The 25,516-nt window shown below is 47.8% G+C and carries 21 protein-coding genes; 4 read left to right on the forward strand and 17 right to left on the reverse strand.

Going from position 1 to position 25,516, the window contains the following annotated elements; genetic code table 11:
* Positions 1-112: 112 nt before the first annotated feature.
* On the forward strand, positions 113-1,003 hold the full coding sequence (dgcS, locus tag KXJ80_RS16460) for a diguanylate cyclase DgcS (protein WP_069454614.1): 891 nt from the start codon (positions 113-115) through the stop codon (positions 1,001-1,003).
* A 50-nt stretch (positions 1,004-1,053) separates the two neighbouring features.
* Here dgcS and tilS read toward each other — a convergent pair whose 3' ends face one another.
* The 17 genes from tilS to rpsB all read right to left on the reverse strand — a co-directional run bounded on the left by tilS (position 1,054) and on the right by rpsB (position 20,885).
* Positions 1,054-2,451, reverse strand: a complete 1,398-nt coding sequence (gene tilS / locus KXJ80_RS16465; RefSeq protein WP_218738288.1) for a tRNA lysidine(34) synthetase TilS — start codon at positions 2,449-2,451, stop codon at positions 1,054-1,056.
* A 57-nt stretch (positions 2,452-2,508) separates the two neighbouring features.
* On the reverse strand, positions 2,509-5,988 hold the full coding sequence (dnaE, locus tag KXJ80_RS16470; protein WP_218738287.1) for a DNA polymerase III subunit alpha: 3,480 nt from the start codon (positions 5,986-5,988) through the stop codon (positions 2,509-2,511).
* Between the two features lie 117 nt (positions 5,989-6,105).
* Positions 6,106-6,735, reverse strand: coding sequence for a ribonuclease HII (gene rnhB, locus KXJ80_RS16475; protein WP_037416766.1), 630 nt, complete (start codon positions 6,733-6,735; stop codon positions 6,106-6,108).
* Complete coding sequence (gene lpxB / locus KXJ80_RS16480) at positions 6,735-7,892, reverse strand: lipid-A-disaccharide synthase (RefSeq protein WP_099457821.1); 1,158 nt, start codon at positions 7,890-7,892, stop codon at positions 6,735-6,737. The genes rnhB and lpxB overlap by 1 nt, the downstream gene beginning before the upstream one ends.
* 133 nt (positions 7,893-8,025) lie before the next feature.
* On the reverse strand, positions 8,026-8,796 hold the full coding sequence (gene lpxA / locus KXJ80_RS16485) for an acyl-ACP--UDP-N-acetylglucosamine O-acyltransferase (RefSeq protein ID WP_037416761.1): 771 nt from the start codon (positions 8,794-8,796) through the stop codon (positions 8,026-8,028).
* Complete coding sequence (fabZ, locus tag KXJ80_RS16490) at positions 8,793-9,257, reverse strand: 3-hydroxyacyl-ACP dehydratase FabZ (RefSeq protein ID WP_037416758.1); 465 nt, start codon at positions 9,255-9,257, stop codon at positions 8,793-8,795. The genes lpxA and fabZ overlap by 4 nt, the downstream gene beginning before the upstream one ends.
* A 32-nt stretch (positions 9,258-9,289) precedes the next feature.
* On the reverse strand, positions 9,290-10,315 hold the full coding sequence (gene lpxD / locus KXJ80_RS16495) for a UDP-3-O-(3-hydroxymyristoyl)glucosamine N-acyltransferase (RefSeq protein WP_047534654.1): 1,026 nt from the start codon (positions 10,313-10,315) through the stop codon (positions 9,290-9,292).
* A gap of 3 nt (positions 10,316-10,318) precedes the next feature.
* Positions 10,319-10,816, reverse strand: coding sequence for an OmpH family outer membrane protein (locus KXJ80_RS16500; protein WP_037416754.1), 498 nt, complete (start codon positions 10,814-10,816; stop codon positions 10,319-10,321).
* A gap of 65 nt (positions 10,817-10,881) precedes the next feature.
* Positions 10,882-13,362 (reverse strand): outer membrane protein assembly factor BamA, encoded by a 2,481-nt coding sequence (bamA, locus tag KXJ80_RS16505; protein ID WP_218738286.1) that lies wholly within the window; start codon positions 13,360-13,362, stop codon positions 10,882-10,884.
* Positions 13,363-13,393: 31 nt separating this feature from the next.
* The gene (gene rseP / locus KXJ80_RS16510; RefSeq protein ID WP_144375578.1) at positions 13,394-14,764 is read right to left on the reverse strand and encodes a sigma E protease regulator RseP; all 1,371 of its coding nucleotides are present in this window, start codon (positions 14,762-14,764) and stop codon (positions 13,394-13,396) included.
* A gap of 51 nt (positions 14,765-14,815) precedes the next feature.
* A complete protein-coding gene (gene ispC / locus KXJ80_RS16515) occupies positions 14,816-16,006 on the reverse strand; it encodes a 1-deoxy-D-xylulose-5-phosphate reductoisomerase (protein WP_218738285.1) in 1,191 nt (396 codons plus the stop codon).
* 4 nt (positions 16,007-16,010) lie between these two features.
* A complete protein-coding gene (locus KXJ80_RS16520) occupies positions 16,011-16,868 on the reverse strand; it encodes a phosphatidate cytidylyltransferase (RefSeq protein ID WP_037416744.1) in 858 nt (285 codons plus the stop codon).
* A gap of 20 nt (positions 16,869-16,888) precedes the next feature.
* The gene (gene uppS / locus KXJ80_RS16525; RefSeq protein ID WP_037416741.1) at positions 16,889-17,716 is read right to left on the reverse strand and encodes a polyprenyl diphosphate synthase; all 828 of its coding nucleotides are present in this window, start codon (positions 17,714-17,716) and stop codon (positions 16,889-16,891) included.
* A gap of 82 nt (positions 17,717-17,798) precedes the next feature.
* On the reverse strand, positions 17,799-18,356 hold the full coding sequence (gene frr / locus KXJ80_RS16530) for a ribosome recycling factor (RefSeq protein ID WP_037416738.1): 558 nt from the start codon (positions 18,354-18,356) through the stop codon (positions 17,799-17,801).
* A gap of 30 nt (positions 18,357-18,386) precedes the next feature.
* On the reverse strand, positions 18,387-19,115 hold the full coding sequence (gene pyrH, locus KXJ80_RS16535) for a UMP kinase (protein ID WP_037416734.1): 729 nt from the start codon (positions 19,113-19,115) through the stop codon (positions 18,387-18,389).
* Between the two features lie 70 nt (positions 19,116-19,185).
* Positions 19,186-20,037, reverse strand: a complete 852-nt coding sequence (gene tsf, locus KXJ80_RS16540) for a translation elongation factor Ts (protein ID WP_037429566.1) — start codon at positions 20,035-20,037, stop codon at positions 19,186-19,188.
* Positions 20,038-20,156: 119 nt separating this feature from the next.
* On the reverse strand, positions 20,157-20,885 hold the full coding sequence (gene rpsB / locus KXJ80_RS16545; RefSeq protein WP_011071784.1) for a 30S ribosomal protein S2: 729 nt from the start codon (positions 20,883-20,885) through the stop codon (positions 20,157-20,159).
* A gap of 309 nt (positions 20,886-21,194) precedes the next feature.
* Between rpsB and map the strand changes: the two genes are divergently transcribed.
* The 3 genes from map (at position 21,195) to dapD (ending at position 25,503) form a co-directional block, all read left to right on the forward strand.
* Entirely contained in the window at positions 21,195-21,992 is a 798-nt protein-coding gene (gene map / locus KXJ80_RS16550) for a type I methionyl aminopeptidase (protein WP_037416730.1), read from the forward strand.
* A gap of 82 nt (positions 21,993-22,074) precedes the next feature.
* Entirely contained in the window at positions 22,075-24,660 is a 2,586-nt protein-coding gene (gene glnD / locus KXJ80_RS16555; RefSeq protein ID WP_099457818.1) for a bifunctional uridylyltransferase/uridylyl-removing protein GlnD, read from the forward strand.
* Positions 24,661-24,678: 18 nt separating this feature from the next.
* A complete protein-coding gene (gene dapD / locus KXJ80_RS16560; protein WP_055648601.1) occupies positions 24,679-25,503 on the forward strand; it encodes a 2,3,4,5-tetrahydropyridine-2,6-dicarboxylate N-succinyltransferase in 825 nt (274 codons plus the stop codon).
* Positions 25,504-25,516 lie beyond the last annotated feature (13 nt).

Consider the following 25,516-nt stretch of genomic DNA (forward strand, 5'->3'; position numbering starts at 1 on the left):
GCTTAACTGAGTGACAAGTAAAGACAAATTTAATTGGCAAATATAACGGCACACATATTGCTTAACCAAGGTAACAGTTTTTATCGCCATTTCATTTGCTGGGGTAATCATAATGGACTTTGGCTTAGCGACCACGTTATATCCCGATGAATATAACTATCAAACAGAGGCATATAGCCCGACATCCGCGCCGTTGGATCTGGTGCAAGTTATCCAGCAACTGCATGCTAGTTTAGATCCGCGGACAGTCTTTGCCTGCTACGGCAAAGTGCTGGGACAACATCTGCCTATACAAGGGGTTCGACTACAATCTGAGCAATATAAATTAAGCTGGGGTAAACGTTATGGGATTAGCCTTAAACGGCAGATCATTTGCGGCGGGACACCAGTTACACTGCAGTATCAACTGTTAACGCCGCTAACGCCCTCACAGAGCATCAGCTTGCAAGAAATAGAGCCGCTTTTGTTACAACCATTGCTGAATGCCATGCAGTACCAAGAAATGTCGATGCAGGCGATGTTTGACTCCCTAACGGGTCTTGGAAATCGTCACTATTACAGCCAAAGCCTGAAAAACGCGGTGGCCAGGGCTCACAGAAAACAGGGAACGGTGTCACTTATTGTGTTGGATTTGGATAATTTTAAGCAGCTTAACGATAAGTATGGTCACAAATGCGGTGACTATATTTTGAAGGAGTTTGGTGACATTATCCGTAGCAGTATCCGTAGTACAGATCAGGCTTTCCGCATCGGCGGCGATGAGTTTGTGGTCATAGTACAAGGTAATATTCATGCAGCGGGTTTACTGTGTGAGCGTATCGTCACTGCAACCAATGCCAATACTAACTTCCATCAATTTGGCGTGAGCAGTAGCCTTGGGGCGGCTGAGGCGAGCGACACGATGGAAGCCGAACAACTCTATGAGCAGGCTGATAAAACTTTGTATCAAGCCAAAGCCTCGGGGCGTAATTGCTACAAGTTAAGCCCAGCCCAACTGTCTTAATCGAGCATGGATGCTGCTCACTGGCGATAAAGCATGGCAAATAGACTTTGCTATCCGATTGCCTGCCCATCAAACTTAAGCCCGATATCATCCCCTTGGGCACAAAATGCCTTTTCGACCCAGAGACCAAAGGCCATCACCAGCTTATCGTTGTAGAACACGAATCCTACCTCAGTACGTAACCATGGCGGCACAGCGCATTCTTGCCATAACTTTTTCAGCTCGCGTCCCTTATCGCGAAAATGCGGCTGACAGCGAAATTGCCCAGGCAAGCCATAACGTAGACTCACCACTTCATCGGCGTTAGGTAAACGCAGCCGAGGGCCTGTTGTAACCAACGCAAATGGCGCAATCTTGTCTTCAACCATTGCTGATGCTTGAGTCAATAAGGTCAGAATCTCTTGATGTAGGTCGCGCTCTGTAATGTGGGGCGCAGTAGATAGGGTTTCTCCACTATCCAGATAAAGCATCCCGGCAAAGCGGCGCAGTACACAGTCATTAATGCGGATATGGACCTTAGCATCCTCTTTAGCGTGGATTAATTGCTGCAACATTTGCTGCAACTGCACGTAGGATGGCAGTGAAAATCCTTGGGACTCAATAAAGCCCCGCAGCAGTATCCCTTGCCATTCAATCGGTTGCGATGCTAACTCCGTCAGATTGAGTACAGTTTGCTCAGTAACAGCCGCCTTGGTTAACAGCTTAGGTAAACGCTCACTGACCTCAGTTTCTACTATGGCTTGCTGCTCGGCACAAAGCTGGGCACTGCGACTGGCGGTGCTGGCGATACTTGGCCAGCGCGCTTTTAGGCGTGGGATAATCTCGAGGCGAAGAAAGTTACGATCGTACTTATCATCTTGATTACTCTCATCATCGATATGGACTAAATGTTGCGCTTTGGCAAAGGCTTCAATCATCTCGCGGCTAATATCAAGCAAAGGACGCACTTGTAAGCACTCCCCTTCGCCTGCTAATGAGAGTGACTGAATGTGCCCCATGGCCGCTAAACCCTTAGGACCTTGGCCGCGTTTAAGGGCTAACAGAATTGTCTCGAGTTGATCATCTTCATGGTGAGCGGTTAGTAAGATATCCTGCGGATTAAGATGCGCTAAAATCGCCTGATAACGCGCTTTTCGCGCTGCAGCCTCAACGCTCACCCGAGGACCAAGCTCGAGTTGCACCCGTTCTACCGTCACAGGTAAACCATACAGGGCCGCGCGTTCTTGACAATGCTTGGCCCAAGCATCGGCATTGGGGCTCAAGCCATGGTGTACATAAATCAATTGATAGCGTAAATCAGGACGCTGTTTAGCATATTCACTTAAGCCGTAGGCGAGCACTTCGGAATCGACTCCGCCACTGTAAGCGAGGACTAACTTGCTCCCCGCTTGAAAGGGTAAGCTATCTAAAAATCGCGCTATATGAACACTCAAATCCTGCGCAGCCATCCTCTTCCCCACTCAAAAACAACAGAAACCTAAGCTTGGTTCGACTTAAGACAGATATTACGATGGAAATACAATCCGCACTTTGTTCGGGCCGAGTAAACTTTCCAAGGCAAAGACCAACTCATCACTTGGGTTAACTCGCCAGGTTTCGGCCAATCTAAACTGCCCCTTGGCTTGAGCTTGGCTGTAGTTAATCAGCATTGGCACAGCGCCATTACGCCATGGACTGATTGCCTGCTCAATGCCCTCGAGCATATTTGGGGTCAGCTGCGATGCCTCTAAATCGATTTCCAATGCACTGGCAAAATGGCTACGCGCCTCACTGATATCGATGATATTGCGCGCCGTCATCCGGTTTCCACCGGCAAAATCATCAAAACTCACCTCACCTTCACAGATCAGGATCCGATCCTTTTCCAGCAGGTGATTAAACTTCTCAAAGGCTTCAGTAAACAGCATCACCTCAAGCCGAGCGCTCTTATCATCTAAGGTCAGTAAGCCCATTTTTGAGCCGCGTTTAGTGAGCATCACCCGGGTCGCCACGACGAGGCCCGCAGCCTTGACGGTTTTGCCCCGTTCGGTAGGATGCACATCCTTCAAGCGCCCTGAGGTGTAATGCTTAAGCTCTTTAAGGTATTGATTTATTGGGTGCCCCGTTAAATACAACCCTAATGTTTCGCGCTCGCCCTCAAGCCAAATTTTATCCGGCCATGGGGTACATTCCACAAACTGTTGCTTGCTATCCTCGGGATCACTATTGAGCAAACCAAACATATCATGCTGACCAATAGCCTCAGCCTTCGCATGTTGGTCTGCTGCGCTAATGGCCTCGGGTAAGGTTGCCATCATCGACGCGCGGTGCGGTCCGAGGGAATCTAACGCTCCCGCACAAATAAGCTTTTCTATAACCCGTTTATTGAGCTTTTTTAGGTCGATACGGGCACAGAAATCGAATAAATCAACAAAGGGACCATCTTTACGCGCCTCTAAAATTGACTCAACTGGCCCCTCACCCACGCCTTTGATCGCACCAATGCCGTAGACAATCCGCAGATCATCATCAACGGTAAACTTAAATAATCCCTTATTCACATCCGGCGGAATGATGGTGAGCCCCATCCGCTCGCATTCATCCACTAAGGTCACAATTTTATCGGTGTTATCCATATCGGCAGACATTACAGCCGCCATAAATTGCGATGGAAAATGGGTCTTCAACCACAGCGTTTGATAGGAAACTAACGCATAGGCCGCTGAGTGAGACTTGTTAAAACCGTAACCAGCGAACTTTTCCACAAGGTCGAAGATTTTCATCGACAGTTCGCCGTCGACACCGTTTTTAATCGCGCCCTCTTTAAAAATACTCCGCTGTTTGGCCATCTCCTCAGGCTTTTTCTTACCCATAGCACGGCGTAACATGTCAGCGCCGCCCAAGGTATAACCTGACAATACCTGTGCAATCTGCATCACCTGCTCTTGGTACAAAATAATGCCGTAGGTGGGCGAAAGCAGTTCTTTTAAGGATTCATGCTGGTATTGAGAATCGGGGTAAGACACCTCTTCACGGCCATGCTTACGCTCGATAAAGTTATCCACCATGCCCGATTGCAACGGCCCTGGGCGAAACAATGCCACCAGAGCGATCATATCTTCGAAGCAGTCGGGCTGTAGACGTTTAATTAAGTCCTTCATACCACGGGATTCGAGCTGGAATACCGCAGTGGTTTCATAACGTTGCAGCAATCTAAACGAGGCTGGGTCGTCTAGCGGAATCGCTTCAATGCGTATTGGTGGACGGCCATTTTTAACCTCCACCTTGTTGATCATCTCTAGCGCCCAATCGACGATAGTGAGCGTTCTTAACCCCAAGAAGTCGAATTTAACTAACCCTGCGGTTTCCACGTCGTTCTTATCGAACTGGGTTACCGGGTTTTTACCTTCAGCGTCGCAGTATAGCGGCGAAAAGTCGGTGATCTTGGTGGGCGCAATCACCACGCCCCCCGCGTGCTTACCCGCGTTTCGAGTGACGCCCTCAAGTTTGCGGCACATGTCGATAAGATCTTTGACATCTTCATCGGCATCGTAGGATTCCTGCAATGCAGGTTCCACTTCAAAAGCTTTAGCCAGTGTCATCCCTGGCTCGGGTGGGATAAGCTTTGAAATGCGATCGACAAAGCCATAGGGATGTCCCAGTACACGGCCGACGTCTCGGATAACCGCCTTAGCCGCCATTGTACCGAAAGTAATAATCTGCGATACCGCTTCACGGCCGTACAACTCAGCCACGTGGTCAATGACCTCGTCGCGTCGATCCATACAGAAGTCAACGTCGAAGTCGGGCATCGACACCCGTTCTGGGTTCAAAAAACGTTCGAACAGCAGGTCAAATTCGAGGGGGTCTAAGTCGGTAATCTTAAGGGCATAGGCCACAAGCGAACCCGCGCCCGAACCACGGCCAGGACCAACGGGAATCCCGTTGTCCTTACCCCACTGAATAAACTCCATCACGATCAAGAAGTAACCAGGAAAGCCCATTTGGTTAATCACTTGAAGCTCGATGTCGAGGCGCTCATCGTACTCACCGCGACGCTCGGCGCGCACCTGTGGGTCGGGGAATAAGAATGCTAAGCGCTCTTCGAGCCCCTTCTTAGAGCGATCAACCAAATAATCCTCAATCGACATATCGCCAGTGGGGAAGTTAGGTAAGAAGTATTCGTTTAAACGAATAGTGACGTTACAACGCTTAGCAATTTCAACGGTATTGGCAAGGGCTGCGGGGATGTCAGCAAACAGCTCACACATTTCCTCTTCACTGCGAAGGTACTGCTGCTCACTGTACTTTTTAGGACGGCGTGGATCGGCGAGCGTAAAACCATCGTGAATCGCGACCCGTATTTCATGGGCTTCGAAGTCCTCTGGCTTTAAAAACACCACCTGATTTGTAGCCACCACAGGAATACCCTTTTCCTGCGCTAATCCCACCGCCATGTGCAGATAACGCTCTTCATCGGGGCGTCCGGTGCGTAACAACTCAAGGAAATAACGTCCCTCAAAATGCTGCTGATAGAACTCGCATAACGACTCAACCTGAGTATTGTTGCCCTTCAGCAGCGCCTTACCCACATCCCCTTCTTTGCCCCCAGACAGCAGCAAAATGCCTTGGTTATATGTGACCAACCACTCTTGGTCAATCACTACGCGACCTTGAACATGCCCGCGTAAATAGGCTTGACTGATGATTTGGGTGAGGTTTTGATAGCCCTCATTATTCATCGCAATAATGGTTAATGCGCAAAACTCGCCATCAAAACCAGGCACTTGCATCCAAAAGTCCGCGCCGATAATCGGCTTGATCCCTGCGCCATGGCAACCGCCGTAAAACTTCACTAGACCACAGAAGTTATTTTGATCTGTTAAAGCCACCGCCGCCATCCCATGCGCTTCAACTTGAGCAAGGATTGACTTGACCTTAGCCACACCATCGGACATAGAAAAGTCACTGTGGACACGCAGATGCACAAAACGAGGATCGGACATAATTAGAATTATCTTTGAATAGCAGGTTAACAATCACTAAAAAAGCAGACTAGCAAAGTCACCGCTCTTGGGCTAGTGACTTTGCTCTCAAGCTGAAGTGAAAACACCCAATCGGTGTTAACGCTCCAGTAATGCCTTGACGGGTTTGAAACTTTTACGATATTGATCGAACACACCATGCTCGGCGATGGCGTCAAAATGCGCCTTAGTTGGATAGCCCTTATGCTTAGCAAATCCATACTGTGGATAAGCGGCATCGAGGGCATCCATCTCCCGATCGCGGGTCACTTTGGCAATAATCGAGGCTGCACTGATGCTGGCAATCAGGCCATCCCCCTTGACTATGCTATGGCTCGCCAAAGACAGCCCTTGGTGAGTAAACGCCGGACTGCGATTACCATCGACTAAAACTAACTCGGGCGCACGTGCAAGCCCTGCCACCGCGCGCTGCATGGCAAGCATAGTGGCATGCAGGATATTCAGCTCATCAATTTCCGCAGGACTTGCCCGCCCCACATGAAAGCTTAAGGCTTTTTCACAAATCTCATCGAATAATGCCTCGCGGCGCTTCTCGCTGAGCTTTTTAGAGTCATTTAAGCCCAAAATAGGTCGATTAGGATCGAGGATCACCGCAGCGGTGACGACATCGCCAACGAGTGGACCACGACCAACCTCATCGACACCAGCCACTAACACCGATGCAAAAGCCGCGATATCGGTGTCGTTCAGCGTCTTAAATACCGCCATTAGTTCATATCCTTAACATCAACCAGAGCCAAAACCGCCTCGGCCGCCTTCTGGCTGGCATTACAACGCAGCAGTTGATGCAAACGTTCAAACTCGGCTTTAATTGGTGCAAAGTCGCGGTTAAGTTCAACGCCAACCGCGGCAGCTATTTTCTCTGGCGTGCAATCATGCTGAATAAGCTCTGGTACCACATCTCGCCCCGCTAATAAATTTGGCAGCGAGAAACGATTCACCTGCATCATGCTCTTGGCAATACGATAGGTCAGTGGACTCACGCGGTACGCCACCACCATTGGGCGTTTAATCAGCATGGCCTCTAACGTCGCTGTACCCGAGGCGAGTAAAATACCATCGGCAGCGGCCATCACTTCGCGTGACTTGCCTTCCACCATGTGAATTTCTAAATCCGGCGCATAATCTTTTAACGCTTGTTCAAACTGCTCACGGCGCTGTTGATTCACTAAAGGCGTCACAAAGCGAATATCGGGAAATTGCTGCTTGATAAGTAGCGCCGCCTTCACAAAGGGCTCAGCCAATTGCTTTAGCTCACCGCCGCGCGAACCAGGTAAAATCGCGAGATATTCAGCCTCAGGATCTAACTCCAGCAATTGACGCGCACTTGCTTTATCACTCTCAAGCGGAATGTCGTCGGCTAAGGTATGACCGACAAAGGTACAAGGCACTTGATGCTTATCGTAGAAGGCTTTCTCGAAGGGCAATAATGACAGTACCATATTAGTGGCCTTGGCGATTTTAAAGATCCGCTTAGGCCGCCATGCCCACACCGAAGGACTCACATAGTGAACGGTTTTAATCCCCTGAGCCTTTAATTTAAGCTCGAGACCAATATTGAAATCCGGCGCATCAATACCGATAAAGCAATCAGGCTTAAGCTCGGTGATGGACTTAATTAACGAAGCTCGGACATGGAGCAGGCGTGGCAGACGCGATAGCACTTCAACTATCCCCATCACGGCTAATTCTTCCATCGCGAACAGGGATTCGAAGCCTAAGGCTTCCATACGAGGTCCACCAATACCAACAAAACGGGCATTGGGATGTGCTTTTTGCAGCGCGGCCATCAAACCCGCACCTAAAATATCGCCGGAGAGTTCTCCGGCGACCATTGCAAACACTAATTGAGATTTTTTGCTCATAAACCAATCATATCTGACAAGTGAATGGCACCGCAGCGATAACCTCTGCCATGGCATTTTCTAACGCAGAATGTCACGAGCAGTGCCTATGAATGGCATAGTCTAGAGTCGAAACTCTTAACGCATCATGCCGCTAACGAATAATGCCGCGACCCGAAGATTTGACAAACTCAACGAGCAACTTAACTTGCGCGTCATTTTGTGCATCTTCGGCAAGTGCCTCAACCGCTTCTTCAACCGTCAGGCTGCTACGATATAAGGTTTTATAAGCGCGGCGCACCGCTAATTGAGTTTCCTTAGAGAAACCTCGGCGCTTCATACCTTCGCTGTTTAAGCCGCGAGGTATAGCTGGTTGTCCCGCAGCCATCACAAAGGGTGGCACATCTTGTAATAATAACGAACATCCCGCAGTAAAGGCGTGGGCACCAATATGCACAAACTGGTGAACGCCAGTCATGCCACCGAGAATCGCCCAGTCACCGACATGCACATGGCCTGCGATAGACGCATTATTGGCCATAATTACGTTATTGCCGACCACACAGTCGTGAGCAATGTGCACGTAGTTCATAAACAGGTTGTTTGAACCAATACGGGTTTCGCTATTGTCTTGAACGGTTCCACGGTGAATAGTGACATGCTCACGGATAACATTGTTATCGCCAATGATAAGGCGTGTAGGCTCACCTGCGTATTTTTTATCTTGGCATTCTTCACCCACAGAGGCGAATTGAAAAATACGGTTGCCTTTACCTATCACCGTTGGCCCCTTCACCACCACGTGGGAGCTTAACCAACAATCGTCGCCAATCTCGACACCCGCGCCCACATAACTCCATGGACCTATGGTGACATTTTTACCAATTTTTGCATCGGGATGCACAAACGCTAATGTATCTATCACTGATTAATCTCTCTGCGGGCACACATGATTTCAGCGGAACAAACCACTTCACCATCCACTTTGGCCTCACCATAGAAAACGCCAATCCCGCGGCGCTCTTTAATCATTTTGACTTCAAAATGGATTTGATCACCGGGTTCGACTACACGTCTAAAACGTGCATTATCGATACCCGCAAAATAATACAACACACCAGGTGGTGGCACATCGTCACTCATGGTCTTAAAAGCAAGCAGACCAGTGGCCTGCGCCATGGCTTCTAAAATCAGCACGCCGGGCATCACAGGCTGGATCGGGAAATGCCCCTGAAAGAAGGGCTCATTAATCGTCACGTTTTTAATCGCATGGAGACTCTCACCGGGGGTGAAATCCAGTACGCGATCGATTAATAGGAATGGATATCTATGGGGCAGATACTTAAGGATCTCCGAAATATCCATAGTGTTCATTTGATTAGACACGAACCTAGTTCCTCAAAATTGCCTTAGGGCAATTACTCTGGTGTATTTAAATTTTTTTCCAACGTCTTCACGCGCTGGAACAGTTCATCCAATTGACGGAAGCGAACTGTGTTTTTACGCCACGTTTTGTTATCCATAGCAACCGTGGCTGATGAATACAAACCAGGCTCACGCATATTACCAGTAATGTTGGTCGCGCCAGAAATATGCACACCATCGGCAATGGATAAATGGCCAGCAATGGCACAATTTCCACCAATAATGCAGTACTTACCAATAGTGACACTGCCCGCAATCGTGGTACTGCCTGCGATAGCTGTATTTTCACCAATAATATCGTTATGGGCGACCTGCACTTGGTTGTCGATAATCACACCATTGTGGATTTCGGTATGGCCTAATGCACCGCGGTCAATCGTTGAATTAGCACCGATTTCGACGCGATCACCAATGCGCACACCGCCAGTTTGAGGGATCTTAACCCACTGTCCGCGCTCATTAGCGTAACCAAATCCATCAGAGCCAATAACGGCACCGGAATGAATAATACAGTCTTGGCCTAAATGGACATTGTGATACAGGGTGACATTGGCCCATAAACGGCTATTTGAGCCTATGATGGAGTCTTGTCCAATCACAGTACCCGCACCAATTTGTACATTTTCACCGAGGATAACATTGGCACCAATCACCACATTAGCACCAATTGCCACGCCTTCACCTAACTGGGCAGAAGGGTCAATTTGCGCTGAGGGATGAATACCCATCGCTGCCTTGGGCGTGGTATCTAACAACTGCGCCACACGAGCAAACCCCACATAGGGATCTTTTACAACTAACGCAGTGCCAGGATAGTCCTGCGCATCTTTAGCCGACAATAACACCGCGCTCGCTTGAGTTGACTCAAGCTGAGCACGGTATTTGCTGTTGGCTAAAAAAGAGATTTGTCCCGCTGTGGCATGTTCAAGCGTTGCAACACTGTTGATCACTAAGGTTTCATCGCCTTGGACAACGCCATCTAATATCAGGCTTAGCTCTTTTAAAGTCACACTTTTCATCAATTACTTGCCTTTGCTTAAGGCTTCAACCACTTTGCCACTGATGTCAGCATTTGGCTTAACATAAATGACTGCACCACGCTGTAAAACTAAATCGTATTTTTCTTTTTCAGCGATAGTGTTAATGGCTTTTTGAACCTTAACTAACAGTTTGTTTTGCTCTTCGCCTTGGCGACGACGTAAGTCCTCATCCAACGCCTTACCTTTCAACTGATATTCAGATTTTAGCGCTTCCATTTTACGAACCAGCTCAGTTTTTTGCGTGTCATTCATTAACGCGCCATCACGTTGCTGCTTCTCCATTAGAGAGCGCATTTCTTCTTGCATTTTCTGAACTTCAGACATGCGATCACCAAACTCTGACTTCAGAGACTGCATGATTTGCTCACGTTGAGGTAACTGCTCAAACACAGCGCCCATATCAACTACAGCAATATTTTCCGCCTGCGCAGCTAAAGGTGCACCTAATAAAGCTAACGTCACCAGGGCACGGTTTACCATCTTGTTCAAAATAGACTCCTTGTTACCTTTGTTATATTCAGCAAAACTTGCCGAGTGTATGCCTTTTAAAAAGTTTTGCCAATATTGAACGAGAAGATCTCTGTTTGATCGCCTTCGTACTCTTTAATCGGCCATGCCAAGCTGAATACCATAGGGCCCATTGGTGATAACCACTGTAAGCTTACCCCCCAAGATGCTCTTATACGCGCAGGGTCACTGTAGTCTTGTAACTTATCAAACTCTTCAGCGGGTAAGGTTTGATATTTCGCAAAGTCAAACTCGGTATCCCACACGTTACCGGCATCGAGGAAGAAGCTGGTACGTACAGAGTTGGTATAAGCCTCATCCAAGAATGGCGTCGGTACAATAAACTCTAAACTCGCAGTTGCGATAGCGTTACCACCGATTGAACGGCCAGAGCTTACCTGAATACTGTTTGGATCGCCCGGTAAACTACAACCATCGCCCGATGGATCCGGCGCACAGGGTTCACTTCCACGGAAAAGATAGAAGGAACGCGGACCTACGGAGTTAGACTTAAAGCCACGCAGTGAGGTGCTACCGCCTGAGTAATAGTTTTCCCAGAATGGAAGGATCTGGTCATTATCGTTAAATTGACCATAACCATTACCATAGCCTAAACGACCACGTGCCAAGACCACAAAACTTTGACTGCGGTTGAGAGGGAAATAGTAGTTGGTATCGAAGTCAGTCTTGAAGTACTGCAGATCTGATCCAGGTACAGTCATCTTACCGCTTAAACGCTGTGATGAACCGTCTGTTGGGAAGGTTCCTCGGTTTAAGGTACTGCGATACCAACCTAAACTCAGCTCAAAGTTATCAAAACTTAAGTCTGCATTTGGATCATCTTCACGGTAAATATTGTAGAAACGCAGCGCCTGTTCATAGGCAGAGATTTCTGAAATCGTGTTATGACGATAACCAATACCGCCGTTGATACGGTTGTATTCGTTAATCGGGAAACCAGAGTTTAGCGCTACCCCATAGGAGCTGTTTTTATAGCGTTCAAGGTTGGCTTCGTTCGCATCGAACTCGTTCCAGTAAACACTACCGCCTAAGCTCACACCATCTTTAGTCCAATACGGATCGGTGTAAGATAAGTTGACGTTTTTAGAGTACTTGTTGGTACTTAAACTCACACCCGCTTGGTTACCCGTGCCGAGGAAGTTATTTTGCTGCACGCCAAACTGTAGGCTTAGACCTGATTCAGTACCATAACCGACACCGGCGTTAAATGAGCCAGAAGGCTGCTCTTTCACCTTAACCGCTACATCGACTAAATCGTCAGTACCGGGCACTTGAATGGTCTCGGTATCGACGGTCTCGAAGAAGCCTAAACGGTTCAAACGGGCTTTAGATTGCTCAACCTGCGCAGAGTTTAACCAAGCACCTTCCATCTGACGCAGTTCGCGACGCATCACTTCATCTTTAGTGACAGTATTACCGGTAAAGTTGATGGAGCGAACATACACTCGCTTACCAGGTTTGATATTGATGTTTAAGGTCACTTCCTTGGTCTTATCATCAATTTCAGGGTAGGTTTTCACTTCAGGGTAAGCGTAACCGAAACGGCCTAAGTATTTGCTGTACATCTCTTCAGTGAAGGTCACATCACCGCCGTTGTACATATCGCCCGCCTTGATAGGCAGAATCGATTTCATCAACTCTTCACGACCCATCAGATCGCCCGTGAGGTTAACGCCTTTTACCTTGTACTTCTCACCTTCATTGACGTTTATAGTGATGTACAAGCCTTTACGGTCTGGGGTCATCGCCACTTGAGTCGAGGTAACTTCAAAGCGAATATAACCCTTGTTGTGGTAATAGGTTTTAATCGTCTCAAGGTCGGCTTGAAGCTTTTGCTTCTGATAGCGACGCTCACCAAACAGATCCCACCAAGCCACATAATCTTTCAGTTCTAACATGCCGATAAGCTCAGCATCGGTGAACTCATGATTACCGACCACGTTAATTTGGCGGATTTCGGCCGCTAAACCTTCAGTAAATTTGAACTTAAGTTCGACACGGTTACGAGGCAAATTAATCACTTGTGCTTCAACTTTAGCGCCATACTTACCCACGCCGTAGTAAAAGTCTTGCAGACCCTTTTCAATGCCTGTGAGCATAGTACGGTCTAAAGATTCGCCGACTTTAACGCCTGAGCCGTCCAGACTTTCCTGTAACTGCTCATCTTTAATGTCTTTGTTGCCTTCAAACGTCACGGCACTGATGGTTGGTCTTTCGGTGACTTTGACAATCAACACGCCGCCATCATGACTGATTGAGATATTCTCAAAGTTAGTCGATGCATATAGGCTTTTAATGGCTTGCTGAATTTTTAACTGATCTACAGTGTCGCCCACTTTCACTGGCAAGCTTAACAAGGCAGCACCCAGTGCGACTCGCTGCAAACCTTCAACTTGGATGTCGGTCACTTCAAAGGATTGGAAAGTATCCGCCAACACAGTCCCTGAAAACGACGCACCGACGAATAACATCGAGGCAAAAAGTTTATTCAATCTCATAGAGCACTTCTAATTATTAGTCTGTCCTTGCTCAGAGTCGGGCAAAATCATTGAAGAGCGCAATGCTCATCAACATCAGCAGTAATGCTGCCCCAAATCTGAATCCTATTTCCTGTACCTTTTCAGATACAGGCTTACCAGTTATTACTTCAACGAAGTAATACAGCAGGTGTCCCCCATCGAGCACAGGCAATGGCAGCAAGTTAATGATGCCTAAATTGACACTGATAAGCGCGAGGAAACCGAGAAAGTAAACCAAGCCATAGTTTGCACTATTGCCCGCACCCTGTGCGATTGAGATAGGTCCACTTAAGTTTTTCACTGACACATCGCCAGTAAATAATTTGCCAATCATCTTAAAGCTCACGACAACAAGTTGCCATGTTTTATCGGCTGCGATAGCAAAAGATTCGATTGGCCCATATTCCAGCTGTAATCGCATATTCTCAGGCCATTGTGCCTGAGCCGGGCTCACCCCAAGCACGCCGATATCTTTACCATCACTATTTTTAACACTTGCTGGTGTCACAGAGATGGCAAATTGCTCACCATTACGGCGCACGGTTAACTCCACAGGCACATTGGCAGAATGCTGAATAATGTCAACAAAAGCTTGCCAATCGGTATATTGCTGGCCATTGATAGCCACTAAGGTATCACCGACCTTCAGATCACTCTTAGCCGCGGCACTGCCTTCACTGATAAGCGCAATTTGTGGCTCAATCGCAGGGCGATACACGCCCAAGCCCAGTGCCGTGATCGGTGACTCTTTCTCAGGGTCGAAACGCCATTGACGGGTGTCTAAAGTGTAAGTACGAGTATCGGTATCAAGTCCCTGTAAACCGTTAAGGGGCGCAAGGGATAGTGTTAAACTGTCATCACCAATATGGCCAACAAGCGCCAAATTGACTTCTTCCCAATTCCGTACCGGCTGGCCTGAAATCGCCGTGACTTGCATCGGCTCAGTGACTTGGATTTGTGCCGCCGCAGTGCCAGGTGTCGTTGAGGTAATGACTGGCTTTAGCGATGGCACACCAATTAAATACATAAAATACAGTGCGATAATCGCAAAAATAAAGTTCGCAATGGGGCCAGCCGCCACAATTGCTATACGTTGCCACACGCTTTTACGGTTAAAGGCCTGATCTTTTAAGTTATCGGGGACATCTTCAACACGCTCATCGAGCATTTTGACATAGCCACCCAGCGGGATCATGGCAATAACATATTCAGTACCATCTTGACCGACTTTGCGCCAAATCGCCTTACCAAAACCAATCGAAAAACGCTCAACTTTCACACCACAGCGGCGCGCAACATAGAAATGGCCGTATTCGTGGGCAGTAATTAACAGCCCAAGTGCTACGATAAAAGAACCTAAGTTCCACAAAAAATCTAACATTCCACTCCTTACGTCATCAGTAAATCCACTCAAGCCTCGTCAACAAGAGGCCTAAGCAAATTTCGCTAGTAATTCACGGGCATATATCCGTGTTTGTGCATCGAGGGCAATGATATCTTCGATGCTGGTCATCGCCCGTTTAGGCACCGACGATAAGCAGGCTTCGTTCACCTTGGCGATATGGGTAAACCCAATCTTGCCTTGTAAAAACGCCTCCACGGCGATTTCATTGGCCGCATTGAGTACCGTAGTCGCTTCTTGCCCTTGGGCACAAGCGGCAATCGCTAAAGCCAAACAGGGGAAGCGATTAAAGTCTGGCTCACAAAAGCTTAACTGTCCGACTTTGAAAAAATCCAAAGGTTCAACACCGGAGCGAATTCTTTGCGGATAGGACATACAATGCGCAATCGGTGTACGCATATCCGGGTTGCCCATCTGCGCGATCACACTGCCATCGCGGTATTGCACCATAGAATGAATAACACTTTGCGGATGAATAACCACCTTTAGTTGATCTTTTTGGGTATTGAACAACCAGCGCGCTTCGATAAACTCCAAGCCCTTATTCATCATCGTGGCGGAGTCGACCGAGATTTTCGGACCCATTGACCAGTTTGGATGTTTGCAAGCCTGTGCTGGCGTCATTGCCGCAAGACTTGACAGCTCGGCGGTTAAAAATGGACCACCAGAACCGGTGAGCAAAATATGGGAAATACCTGACGCCGCTAAATCACAGCGCCCTAAATTAGCCTGCACTTCTTCGGGTAAGCATTGGAAAATCGCATTGTGTTCACTGTCAACCGGCAACAACGTGGCGCCAGAGAGTTTCGTTGCCTCAATAAACAGCTCGCCGGACATCACCAGCGCCTCTTTATTGGCGAGTAATACCCGCTTACCCACCTTCACCGCCGCCAGCGTCGGGACTAAACCCGCCGCGCCGACAATCGCAGCCATCACGGTATCAACCACTGAGGAAGTGACTAAGGCAATAAGCTCATCCTCGCCACTTGTGACTTGGATATTAAGCGTCGCGGGTAATTGCGTCTTGAGTGCTAATGCAGCATTAGGATCGACCATATGGGCGACCTGCGGGCGATGGGCTAAACACAGGGCGAGCATCTTGTCGACACTCGCATTTGCCACTAAAGCATACACTCGATAGGCTGAAGGGTTGGCCGAAATCACACTTAAGGTACTGGCACCAATCGAGCCTGTCGCACCCAAAATCACCATATTTTGCATAGCGTTACATCCAAAATGCAATGTAGATTAGGGTAAACACCGGCAAGGCTGCTGTCAGACTGTCGATGCGGTCGAGCACGCCGCCATGTCCAGGCAAAATCGTGCCCGAATCTTTAATGCACGCAGCGCGTTTAAACATACTCTCAGATAAATCGCCAAGGGCTGAAATCAGTGCCACAAAAATGGTCACCGCAACCACTAAGCCTAACTCCTGCTCAGGTGAAATATACATAACACCAGCAACAACAATTAGTGTAGTGACTAAACCACCGAGCAAACCCTCTAAGGTTTTAGCTGGGCTAACTGCGGGCATAAGCTTAGTTTTACCGACAGCTTTGCCCACAAAATACGCCCCAGAATCCGCAGCCCAAACGATCAACATCACCAATAATACTAGCGATGCCCCATAGTAAGGCGATATTTGCGAACTAATCGATTTAAGGGCAATCAGTGCTACAAAGCAAGGCACTAAAGTCAATTGTCCAAACATGGACTTTAGCATCGGACTCTTTTGCCACAATTTGGCACTTTTAGGATAAGTGACCACCAGCAGCAGTGACACCATCCACCACAAAGTACCTATGGTAACCACGGCAAGATAAATGGGATGAATTTGCCCCCTAAGCCAAATGGTGTCGGCGGGAACAATTAAATTAAGAGCGATCAGTAAAATACCGACCGTGCAAGTAAAACTCCATTGGGTGACATCACATTGACTATCGATGATCCTGCCCCACTCCTTAGCGGCGATCAGAAACACGGCGATCAAGGCCCAAGCAAAGTACTCAACGGGGAGTAAATAGATTGCTCCCAAAACTAATGGAATCAACCAAATTGCTGTTATTATACGTTGTTTTAGCAAAAAAAATCCCTCATGACGTTTTACAATGCGCGCATCTCATCAATTTGACTTCCGGTCAAACCAAAACGGCGCTGGCGACTGGCAAACGTGGCAATCGCTTCATGAAAAGCCTGTTCATCAAAATCAGGCCAAAGGGTGTCCAAAAACACCAACTCAGCATAGGCAGCCTGCCAGAGTACAAAATTGCTGATCCGGTAATCCCCACCCGTACGGATCATTAAATCAACTTCACTCTGATTTTGCATGCACAAATGTTCACTCAAGGCTTCTTCAGTGAACTGACTGCTGGTCATTTCGCCAGTTTCAACCTTTTCAGCTAACTTTTGCGCAGCTTGCAGTATGTCCCAACGACCGCCGTAATTGGCCGCCACATTCAATATCAATCCCGTATTGCTCGCAGTTTTCGCTTCTGCGGCACGAATTTGCTTTTGTAAACGCGCAGAAAAGCGACTGATATCGCCGATGATATTCAATTTGACCTGGTTTTTATCGAGTAACTTAATTTCCCGCTGCAATACGGTAAAAAACAGTTCCATCAATAAGCTGACTTCTTTATCGGGTCTACGCCAATTTTCGCTAGAAAACGCAAATAGCGTCAGCGATTGTATCCCTAACTGGCTGGCCGCGCTCACCGCACGTCTCACCGCTTTAACCCCAGCCTTATGCCCCATCACTCGTGGCTTGCCCTGGATTTGGGCCCAACGTCCATTACCATCCATAATAATCGCAACATGCTTAGGTAATGACTGTTTAACGAGTTCGGGTAATATCTCCGGTAAGCTTGTCTGAGCACAAGCATCCGCCTCAGTCGGCCTAGATTGCGGATCAAATTCCACTGTGGATGACATCTAATACAACCCTTTAAAATAGACAAACGCCGTGTAGTATACCCCTACACGGCGTAGCAACTCTAGCTTATAGCGCTTGAGATTAGACTTCCATCAACTCAATTTCTTTGGCCGCTAAAATCTCATCGACCTTCTTAATGTGAGCATCGGTGAACTTTTGTACTTCCTCTTCGAAGCGGCGAACATCATCTTCAGTGCATTCTTTAGCTTTTTCGAGTTTCTTCACGTCAGAAATCGCATCGCGACGTACGTTACGAATCGCCACACGACCACCTTCGGCCTCAGCACGTACTACTTTGATAAAGTCTTTACGACGCTCTTCCGTCAGTGCGGGTAATGGAATGCGTAAGGTTGCCCCCGCTGACATAGGGTTCAACCCTAAATCAGAGCTCATGATCGCTTTCTCAACCGCTTGGATTGCACTACGGTCAAATACGGTTACTGACAGAGTACGTGCATCTTCAACACCCACGTTCGCCACTTGGTTCAGTGGTGTCATAGTGCCATAGTAAGATACTTGGATTGAGTCCAGTAAGCTTGGGTGTGCACGACCAGTACGTACTTTAGCCATTTGGTTTTTGGTCGCGTCAACGCATTTACCCATGCGCTCTTGAGCATCTTTTTTAATATCTGCAATCACGTTAAATGTCCTTCTTGGTCATTGAATAACTTATTTCGCTTTGATCATTGTGCCTTCTTCTTCACCCATGACCACTCGGCGCAGGGCGCCAGGTTTATTCATGTTGAATACTAGGATTGGCATGTCATGGTCACGCGCCATAGTAAAGGCTGCTAAGTCCATTACTTTTAATTCTTTATCCAGTACTTCAGTGTACGTTAAGTCATCGTACTTCACTGCTTCTGGATTTTTCATCGGGTCGTCAGAATAAACGCCGTCAACTTTAGTGCCTTTTAGCACGACTTCTGCTTCGATTTCAATGCCGCGTAAGCAAGCAGCAGAATCGGTAGTGCAGAATGGATTACCAGTACCCGCAGCAAAAATCACCACACGGCCTGATTTTAATAAGCTGATCGCCTCAGCCCAATTGTAGTCGTCACACACCCCTTTTAATGGGATAGCCGACATCAGACGAGCATTAACATAGGCACGGTGCAGGGCATCACGCATGGCCAAGCCGTTCATAACCGTTGCCAGCATACCCATGTGATCGCCCACCACACGATTCATGCCCGCTTTTGCTAAGCCTTCACCGCGAAATAGATTACCACCACCAATGACCACACCCACCTGAATGCCTAACTCTACCAGCTCTTTGACTTCTTGAGCCATGCGATCTAACACTTTAGGATCGATGCCGAAGCCTTCGTCGCCCATCAGTGCTTCGCCACTTAATTTTAGAAGAATGCGTCTAAATGCAGGTTTTGGATTGGTGCTCATAATTTTTATATCCTGGTCATAACAAGACCGCAGCCATTGCTGCGGTCTTGGGGGTATTTAGCGTTGGCGATTAAGCCTTTTTAGAAGCAGCGATTTGAGCAGCAACTTCAGCTGCGAAATCTTCTTCTTTCTTCTCAATACCTTCACCCACTTCTAAACGAATGAAGTTAGTGACTTTCGCGCCTTTCTCTTTCAAGAATTCGCCAACAGTTTTCTTTGGTTCCATGATGTAAGCTTGACCAGTCAGAGAAATCTCACCAGTAAACTTCTTCATACGACCAACAACCATTTTCTCTGCGATTTCAGCAGGTTTGCCTTCATTCATAGAGATTTCGATTTGCAGAGCTTGTTCACGAGCGACTACGTCAGCTGGAACGTCTTCTGGGTTAACGTATTCTGGCTTAGAAGCGGCAACGTGCATTGCGAGGTGCTTCAGAGTTTCGTCATCAGCGTCACCAGTTACCACTACACCGATACGCTCACCGTGACGGTAAGAAGCTAATTTAGTGCCGTCGATGTACTCAACGCGACGAACGTTGATGTTTTCACCGATTTTAGCAACTAGCGCAACACGGGCTTCTTCAAATTGGGCTTTTAAGTCTTCTAAAGTCACTTTAGACGCTGCAGCAACGTCTAAAACAGCGTTAGCAAAACCTAAGAAGTTTGCATCTTTAGCAACGAAGTCAGTTTGGCAGTTTACTTCTAACAGTACTGCGAAACCTTCACCGTTTTTGATCAGGATAGTACCGTCAGCAGCGATGTTACCTGCTTTCTTAGCAGCTTTAGCAGCACCAGACTTACGCATGTTGTCAATTGCTAACTCCATGTCGCCGTTGGTTTCTTCTAACGCTTTTTTACAATCCATCATGCCTGCGCCAGTACGCTCGCGCAGTTCTTTAACTTGGGCAGCAGAAATTGCCATTGTTAAATCCTCTCTAAAAAATCGACTAATTTGCAGATATAAAACAGGGGCCGAATGGCCCCTGTTAACCAATCAAAATCTTGGTTAATAAGGGTGATGAAACTCATCCCGCCTTATTATTATTCGGCTTCTACGAAACCGTCTTGCTCAGCTTGAACAGCTAAATCTTGACCACGGCCAGCGTTAGCTGCTGCAGCAACAGAAGTAGTGTACAGGCGAATAGCACGCATCGCGTCGTCGTTACCAGGAACGATGTAGTTAACACCATCTGGCGCAGAGTTAGTATCAACAACTGCAACAACAGGGATACCCAGGTTGTTAGCTTCTTTAATAGCGATATGCTCGTGGTCAGCGCCGATAACGAATAATACGTCTGGCAGGCCGCCCATGTTCTTAATACCGCCTAAAGATTTTTCCAGCTTTTCAAGCTCACGAGTACGCATCAGCGCTTCTTTTTTGGTCAGCTTGTCGAAAGTACCATCTACTGATTGGCTTTCCAGTTCTTTCAGACGTTTGATTGACTGACGAACGGTTTTCCAGTTAGTCAGCATACCGCCTAACCAACGGTGATCAACATAGTACTGATCACAAGAAATAGCAGCTTCTTTGATCGCTTCGCCAGCAGCACGTTTAGTACCAACGAATAATACTTTACCTTTCTTTGAAGCAACGTTGCTGATGAAAGCCAGTGCTTCATTGAACATTGGCACAGTATGCTCAAGGTTGATGATGTGAACGCCGTTGCGAGCACCGAAAATGAATGGCTTCATTTTTGGGTTCCAGTAACGGGTTTGGTGACCGAAGTGGACACCGGCCTGGAGCATATCGCGCATTGAAACTGTAGTCATTTCTATTACCTTAAAATTTAGGGGGTTAGACCTCCACGTATCCCATGTCTTCGACCCCGCAGTTAACAGCTGAGGGCACCCCGAAGAATGTGTCGACACGTGTGTGATTTAGTATTTAGATAAATTGCCATGTATAATGGCCGCCATCTTTAGTTTTGCTATCGCCCAAAAGCAGATAAAGCTGAGCTTGGGTAATTCATCAAGACTTAAACATAACGGCGCGCTTTATACCATAAATAGCCCTAAAGCACAAATTTTTGCATTAGGTTCATCGCGCCAATAGACACTGAAGACACAAGAGAAAACGCAATGAGTATAGTCATTAAGACAGCAGAAGAAATCGAGAAAATGCGCGCGGCAGGTAAACTGGCTGCACAAGTATTAGAAATGATCGCCCCTTATGTTAAGGCGGGGGTCACCACTAATGAATTAAACGATATCTGCGCCAAATATACCGAAGAGCAAGGCGCGATTTCTGCCCCGCTCAACTACCATGGTTTTCCTAAGTCGATTTGTACTTCGTTAAACAACGTCATTTGCCACGGTATTCCGAGCGATCGCGTTCTCAAGGATGGCGATATTCTCAATATCGATATCACCGTCATTAAAGACGGTTACCACGGCGATACCTCTAAAATGTTCTTAATCGGTGAAGTCAGCCCTAAGGACAAACGTCTGTGCCGCATCGCTCAAGAAAGTCTCTATCTTGCAATCCGTAAAGTGCGTCCGGGATTAAAATTAGGTGAAATCGGCAATACTATTGAAAAATTCATCAAAGCCAGCAAAACAGGCCTTGAGAAATATTCCATCGTGCAAGATTATTGTGGCCACGGTATTGGCGCGGGTTTCCATGAAGAACCCCAAGTGATGCACTACCGTAATGGTGACAACACCATTTTACGCCCAGGTATGTGCTTTACCATTGAACCGATGATCAACGCCGGTCGCCACACCACTGTGCTAGATCGCGATGATAATTGGACGGTGACCACTTCCGATGGTAAAAACTCAGCCCAGTGGGAACACACATTATTAGTGACCGAAACCGGTGTTGAAGTGCTGACGCTGCGCGATGAGGAAGATTTTCCGCGGATCATTAATCACTAATGACAATTGTTAAACTATCCATCAGGTCATATTGGAACTTGGTGGGTAGCAAATATTTTAACGCATCCAAACAAGGGACTCGATGAATACAGCGCTGCTAGCTAAACAATCATTAATCGAACAGAATCAAACGCTTTTAGCAAGGTTCAAAGCCAAAACCCCGATTGAAGAGCTAGTGACTCAGCGCTGTCAGTTCGTCGACTCCCTTATAAAACAGGCGTGGTTACAACACTGCCTAGATCAATACCCCATCGCCCTGATTGCCGTTGGTGGCTATGGTCGCGGTGAGTTACATCCGCACTCTGATGTCGATTTGCTATTCCTCTTCGAGGGCGAGTTAGCTGCGGTAGCGAAAGCCGCGCTCAGCGAATTTATCGCCTTTTTGTGGGATGCTAGTCTTGAGATTGGTCATAGCGTCCGCACCCTTGATGATACGCTACGCCTTGGGCGAGACGACATTACCATCGCCACTAATTTGCTTGAAGCGCGCTTGCTTTCAGGGCCTGAAAGTCTGTTTGACCAGCTCTACGATGCCATTCGTCAAAGCGATTTTTGGACCTCCAGTCAGTTCTTTATCGCTAAGCGCGATGAACAAACGGCCCGCCATGCCAAGGCGAGTGCCTTCGATCTTGAGCCCAATATCAAAAGTTGCCCTGGTGGCCTTCGGGACATTCAAACCATCGCCTGGGTTGCCATGCGCCACTTTGGCGCCTCACGCTTAGAAGAACTGGTGCAATACGAATTTTTAGAACCCGCCGAATTAGAAGAGCTGCTCGAGTGTCAGCACTTTCTGTGGAAGTTGCGTTTTGCCCTGCACATGACTGTCGGGCGTGATGAAAACCGCCTGCTGTTCGATGTCCAGCGCCAAGTGGCTGAGTTGATGGGATACGAAGACGCGACCCAACTTGCTGTTGAGCAGATGATGAAACGTTACTATCGCACGGTGCGCCGCGTGATGGAACTCAACGAAATGCTGCTGCAACTATTTAAGCGGGCAACTCTTGGTCAAACGAAAGCTTTAGAAATTCAAGCGATTGACAATAACTATCAGCGCCGTGGTGCCTTTATCGAGGCCCTAAGTGACGATTTATTCGACAGCGGTGAAGAAATTGTACGTTTGTTTGTCCATGTCGCGAAAAACTCTAATATTAAAGGCATTTATGCGCCTACCCTACGCTCACTGAGGCGTGCACGCCGAGCACAGCAGCAACCCTTGCAAGAAAATCCTCAGTGCCGCCAAGCCTTTATGGAGATCTTAAAACATCCACGCGGTATTGCAGCCTTATCGCTGATGCATAAACACGGGGTGCTCTCGGCTTATTTACCTGCGTGGCGCAATATCGAGGGCCAAATGCAGTTTGACCTGTTCCACGCCTATACGGTGGATGAACACACCCACAGATTGCTCCTCAATATCGAGCGCTTCTCGCAGCCAGAACAGAAAGAAGAGTTTCCTTTAGGCTCAGTGCTTATCAATCAGTTACCGAAAAAAGGTTTGTTGGTACTCGGCGCAATTTTCCATGATATCGCCAAGGGCCGCGGCGGCGATCACAGCAAACTGGGCTCAAGCGATGCCCTCGCCTTCTGTAAACTTCATGGCTTGAACGACCACGATGGCCGCCTAGTCGCTTGGTTAGTTGAAAATCACTTAGTGATGTCGGTAACGGCCCAGCGCCGCGATATTTCCGACCCCGATGTGGTGGCCGACTTTGCCAGCAAGGTGCGCGATGCGGTGCATTTAAGTTATTTGTACTGTTTAACCGTGGCCGATATCTGCGCCACCAACGAAAAGACTTGGAATAACTGGAAAGGCTCACTGCTGCGCGACTTATATTTTTCCACCCAAAGGGTGCTCGCTCGCGGCAAAGAAAAGCCCGTTGATATTCGGGCCCGAGTACGCGAATACCAAGCCAAGGCGAAAAAAGAACTACTGCGACGCGGCATAAAAGAAAAAGATTTAGATACCCTTTGGCAACGCTTTAAGGCCGACTACTTTTTGCGCCACCAGCCCAATCAAGTCGCTTGGCATGCTGAGGCCATCCTCAAGCATAAGCAATTGGATGAGCCCTTAGTGCTCGTTTCAAAACATACGACCCGCGGCGGCACAGAGCTGTTTGTTTATTGTCAGGACAGACCTAAGTTATTTGCTACCGTAATGGCGGTGCTTGATAATAAAAACATTAACGTCCACGACGCTAACATCATGACATCAAAGGACAATTACGCTCTAGACACCTTTGTTATCCTCGAGCAAGACGGCGAGCCCGTCAGCCAACTCTCGCGCATACAAAGTATCCGTAAAGCCCTTGAAAAAGCGCTCGCCAGTGATAACCCTAAACTGCCACGCTTTAGAAAACTGTCGCGCAAGATGAAACCTTTTAATGTTCCCACTCAGGTGAGTTTCCTTGAGAGTAACCGTCATGGTACAAGTATGATGGAACTCATTGCCTTGGATACGCCGGGATTATTAGCTAAAGTGGGCGATATTTTTTATCGCTGCAACACGACGTTGCTCTCCGCCAAGATCACAACCATCGGCGAGCGAGCGGAAGACTTTTTTATTTTGCAAACCAATGATGGCTTGCAACTCAATGAAACCCAAGAGCATACGCTCAAGGAAGCCTTGATTAGCGCACTGAGCGCCATCAACTCAGAGTCAACCAATTAACCACAACGGGAGAAGTAAATGGAGGCTTTACGCCAACGTATTGAGGCCGCTTTTGAAACGCGTGCCGACATCACACCAAGCACTGTTGACGCAAGCGTGCGTAACGATGTGCAACATGTCATCAATATGCTCGACAAGGGTGAACTGCGCGTCGCTGAAAAAATCGACGGCCAATGGCATGTTCATCAATGGTTGAAAAAGGCGGTGTTACTGTCATTCCGTATTTTTGATAACGCCGTTATCGATGGCGCCGAAACCAAATATTTTGACAAAGTGCCGTTAAAGTTTGCCGAGTATGACGAGGCCCGCTTTAAAGCCGAAGCAATCCGCGTGGTGCCTTCAGCCACTGTTCGTAAAGGCTCGTTCATCGGTAAAAACACCGTATTAATGCCCTCTTACGTCAACCTTGGCGCCTACGTTGACGAAGGCACTATGGTCGATACTTGGGCGACTGTGGGCTCATGCGCGCAAATTGGTAAAAACGTACACTTATCGGGTGGTGTAGGCATTGGTGGGGTATTGGAGCCGCTGCAAGCTGGCCCGACTATTATCGAAGATAACTGCTTTATCGGCGCACGCTCTGAAATTGTCGAAGGCGTTGTGGTAGAAGAAGGCTCGGTGATATCCATGGGCGTTTATATCGGCCAAAGTACCCGTATTTATGACCGTGAAACGGGCGAAATCCACTATGGCCGCGTACCAGCTGGCTCTGTAGTCGTATCAGGTAACCTGCCCTCAGCATGTGGCAAATACAGCCTATACGCTGCGATTATCGTCAAGAAAGTGGATGCAAAAACCCGCGGCAAAGTGGGGATCAACGAACTGTTACGTATCGTCGATTAATCGTTTCGCTACA

The sequence above is a fragment of the Shewanella xiamenensis genome, assembly GCF_024971755.1.
GTDB lineage: Bacteria > Pseudomonadota > Gammaproteobacteria > Enterobacterales > Shewanellaceae > Shewanella > Shewanella xiamenensis.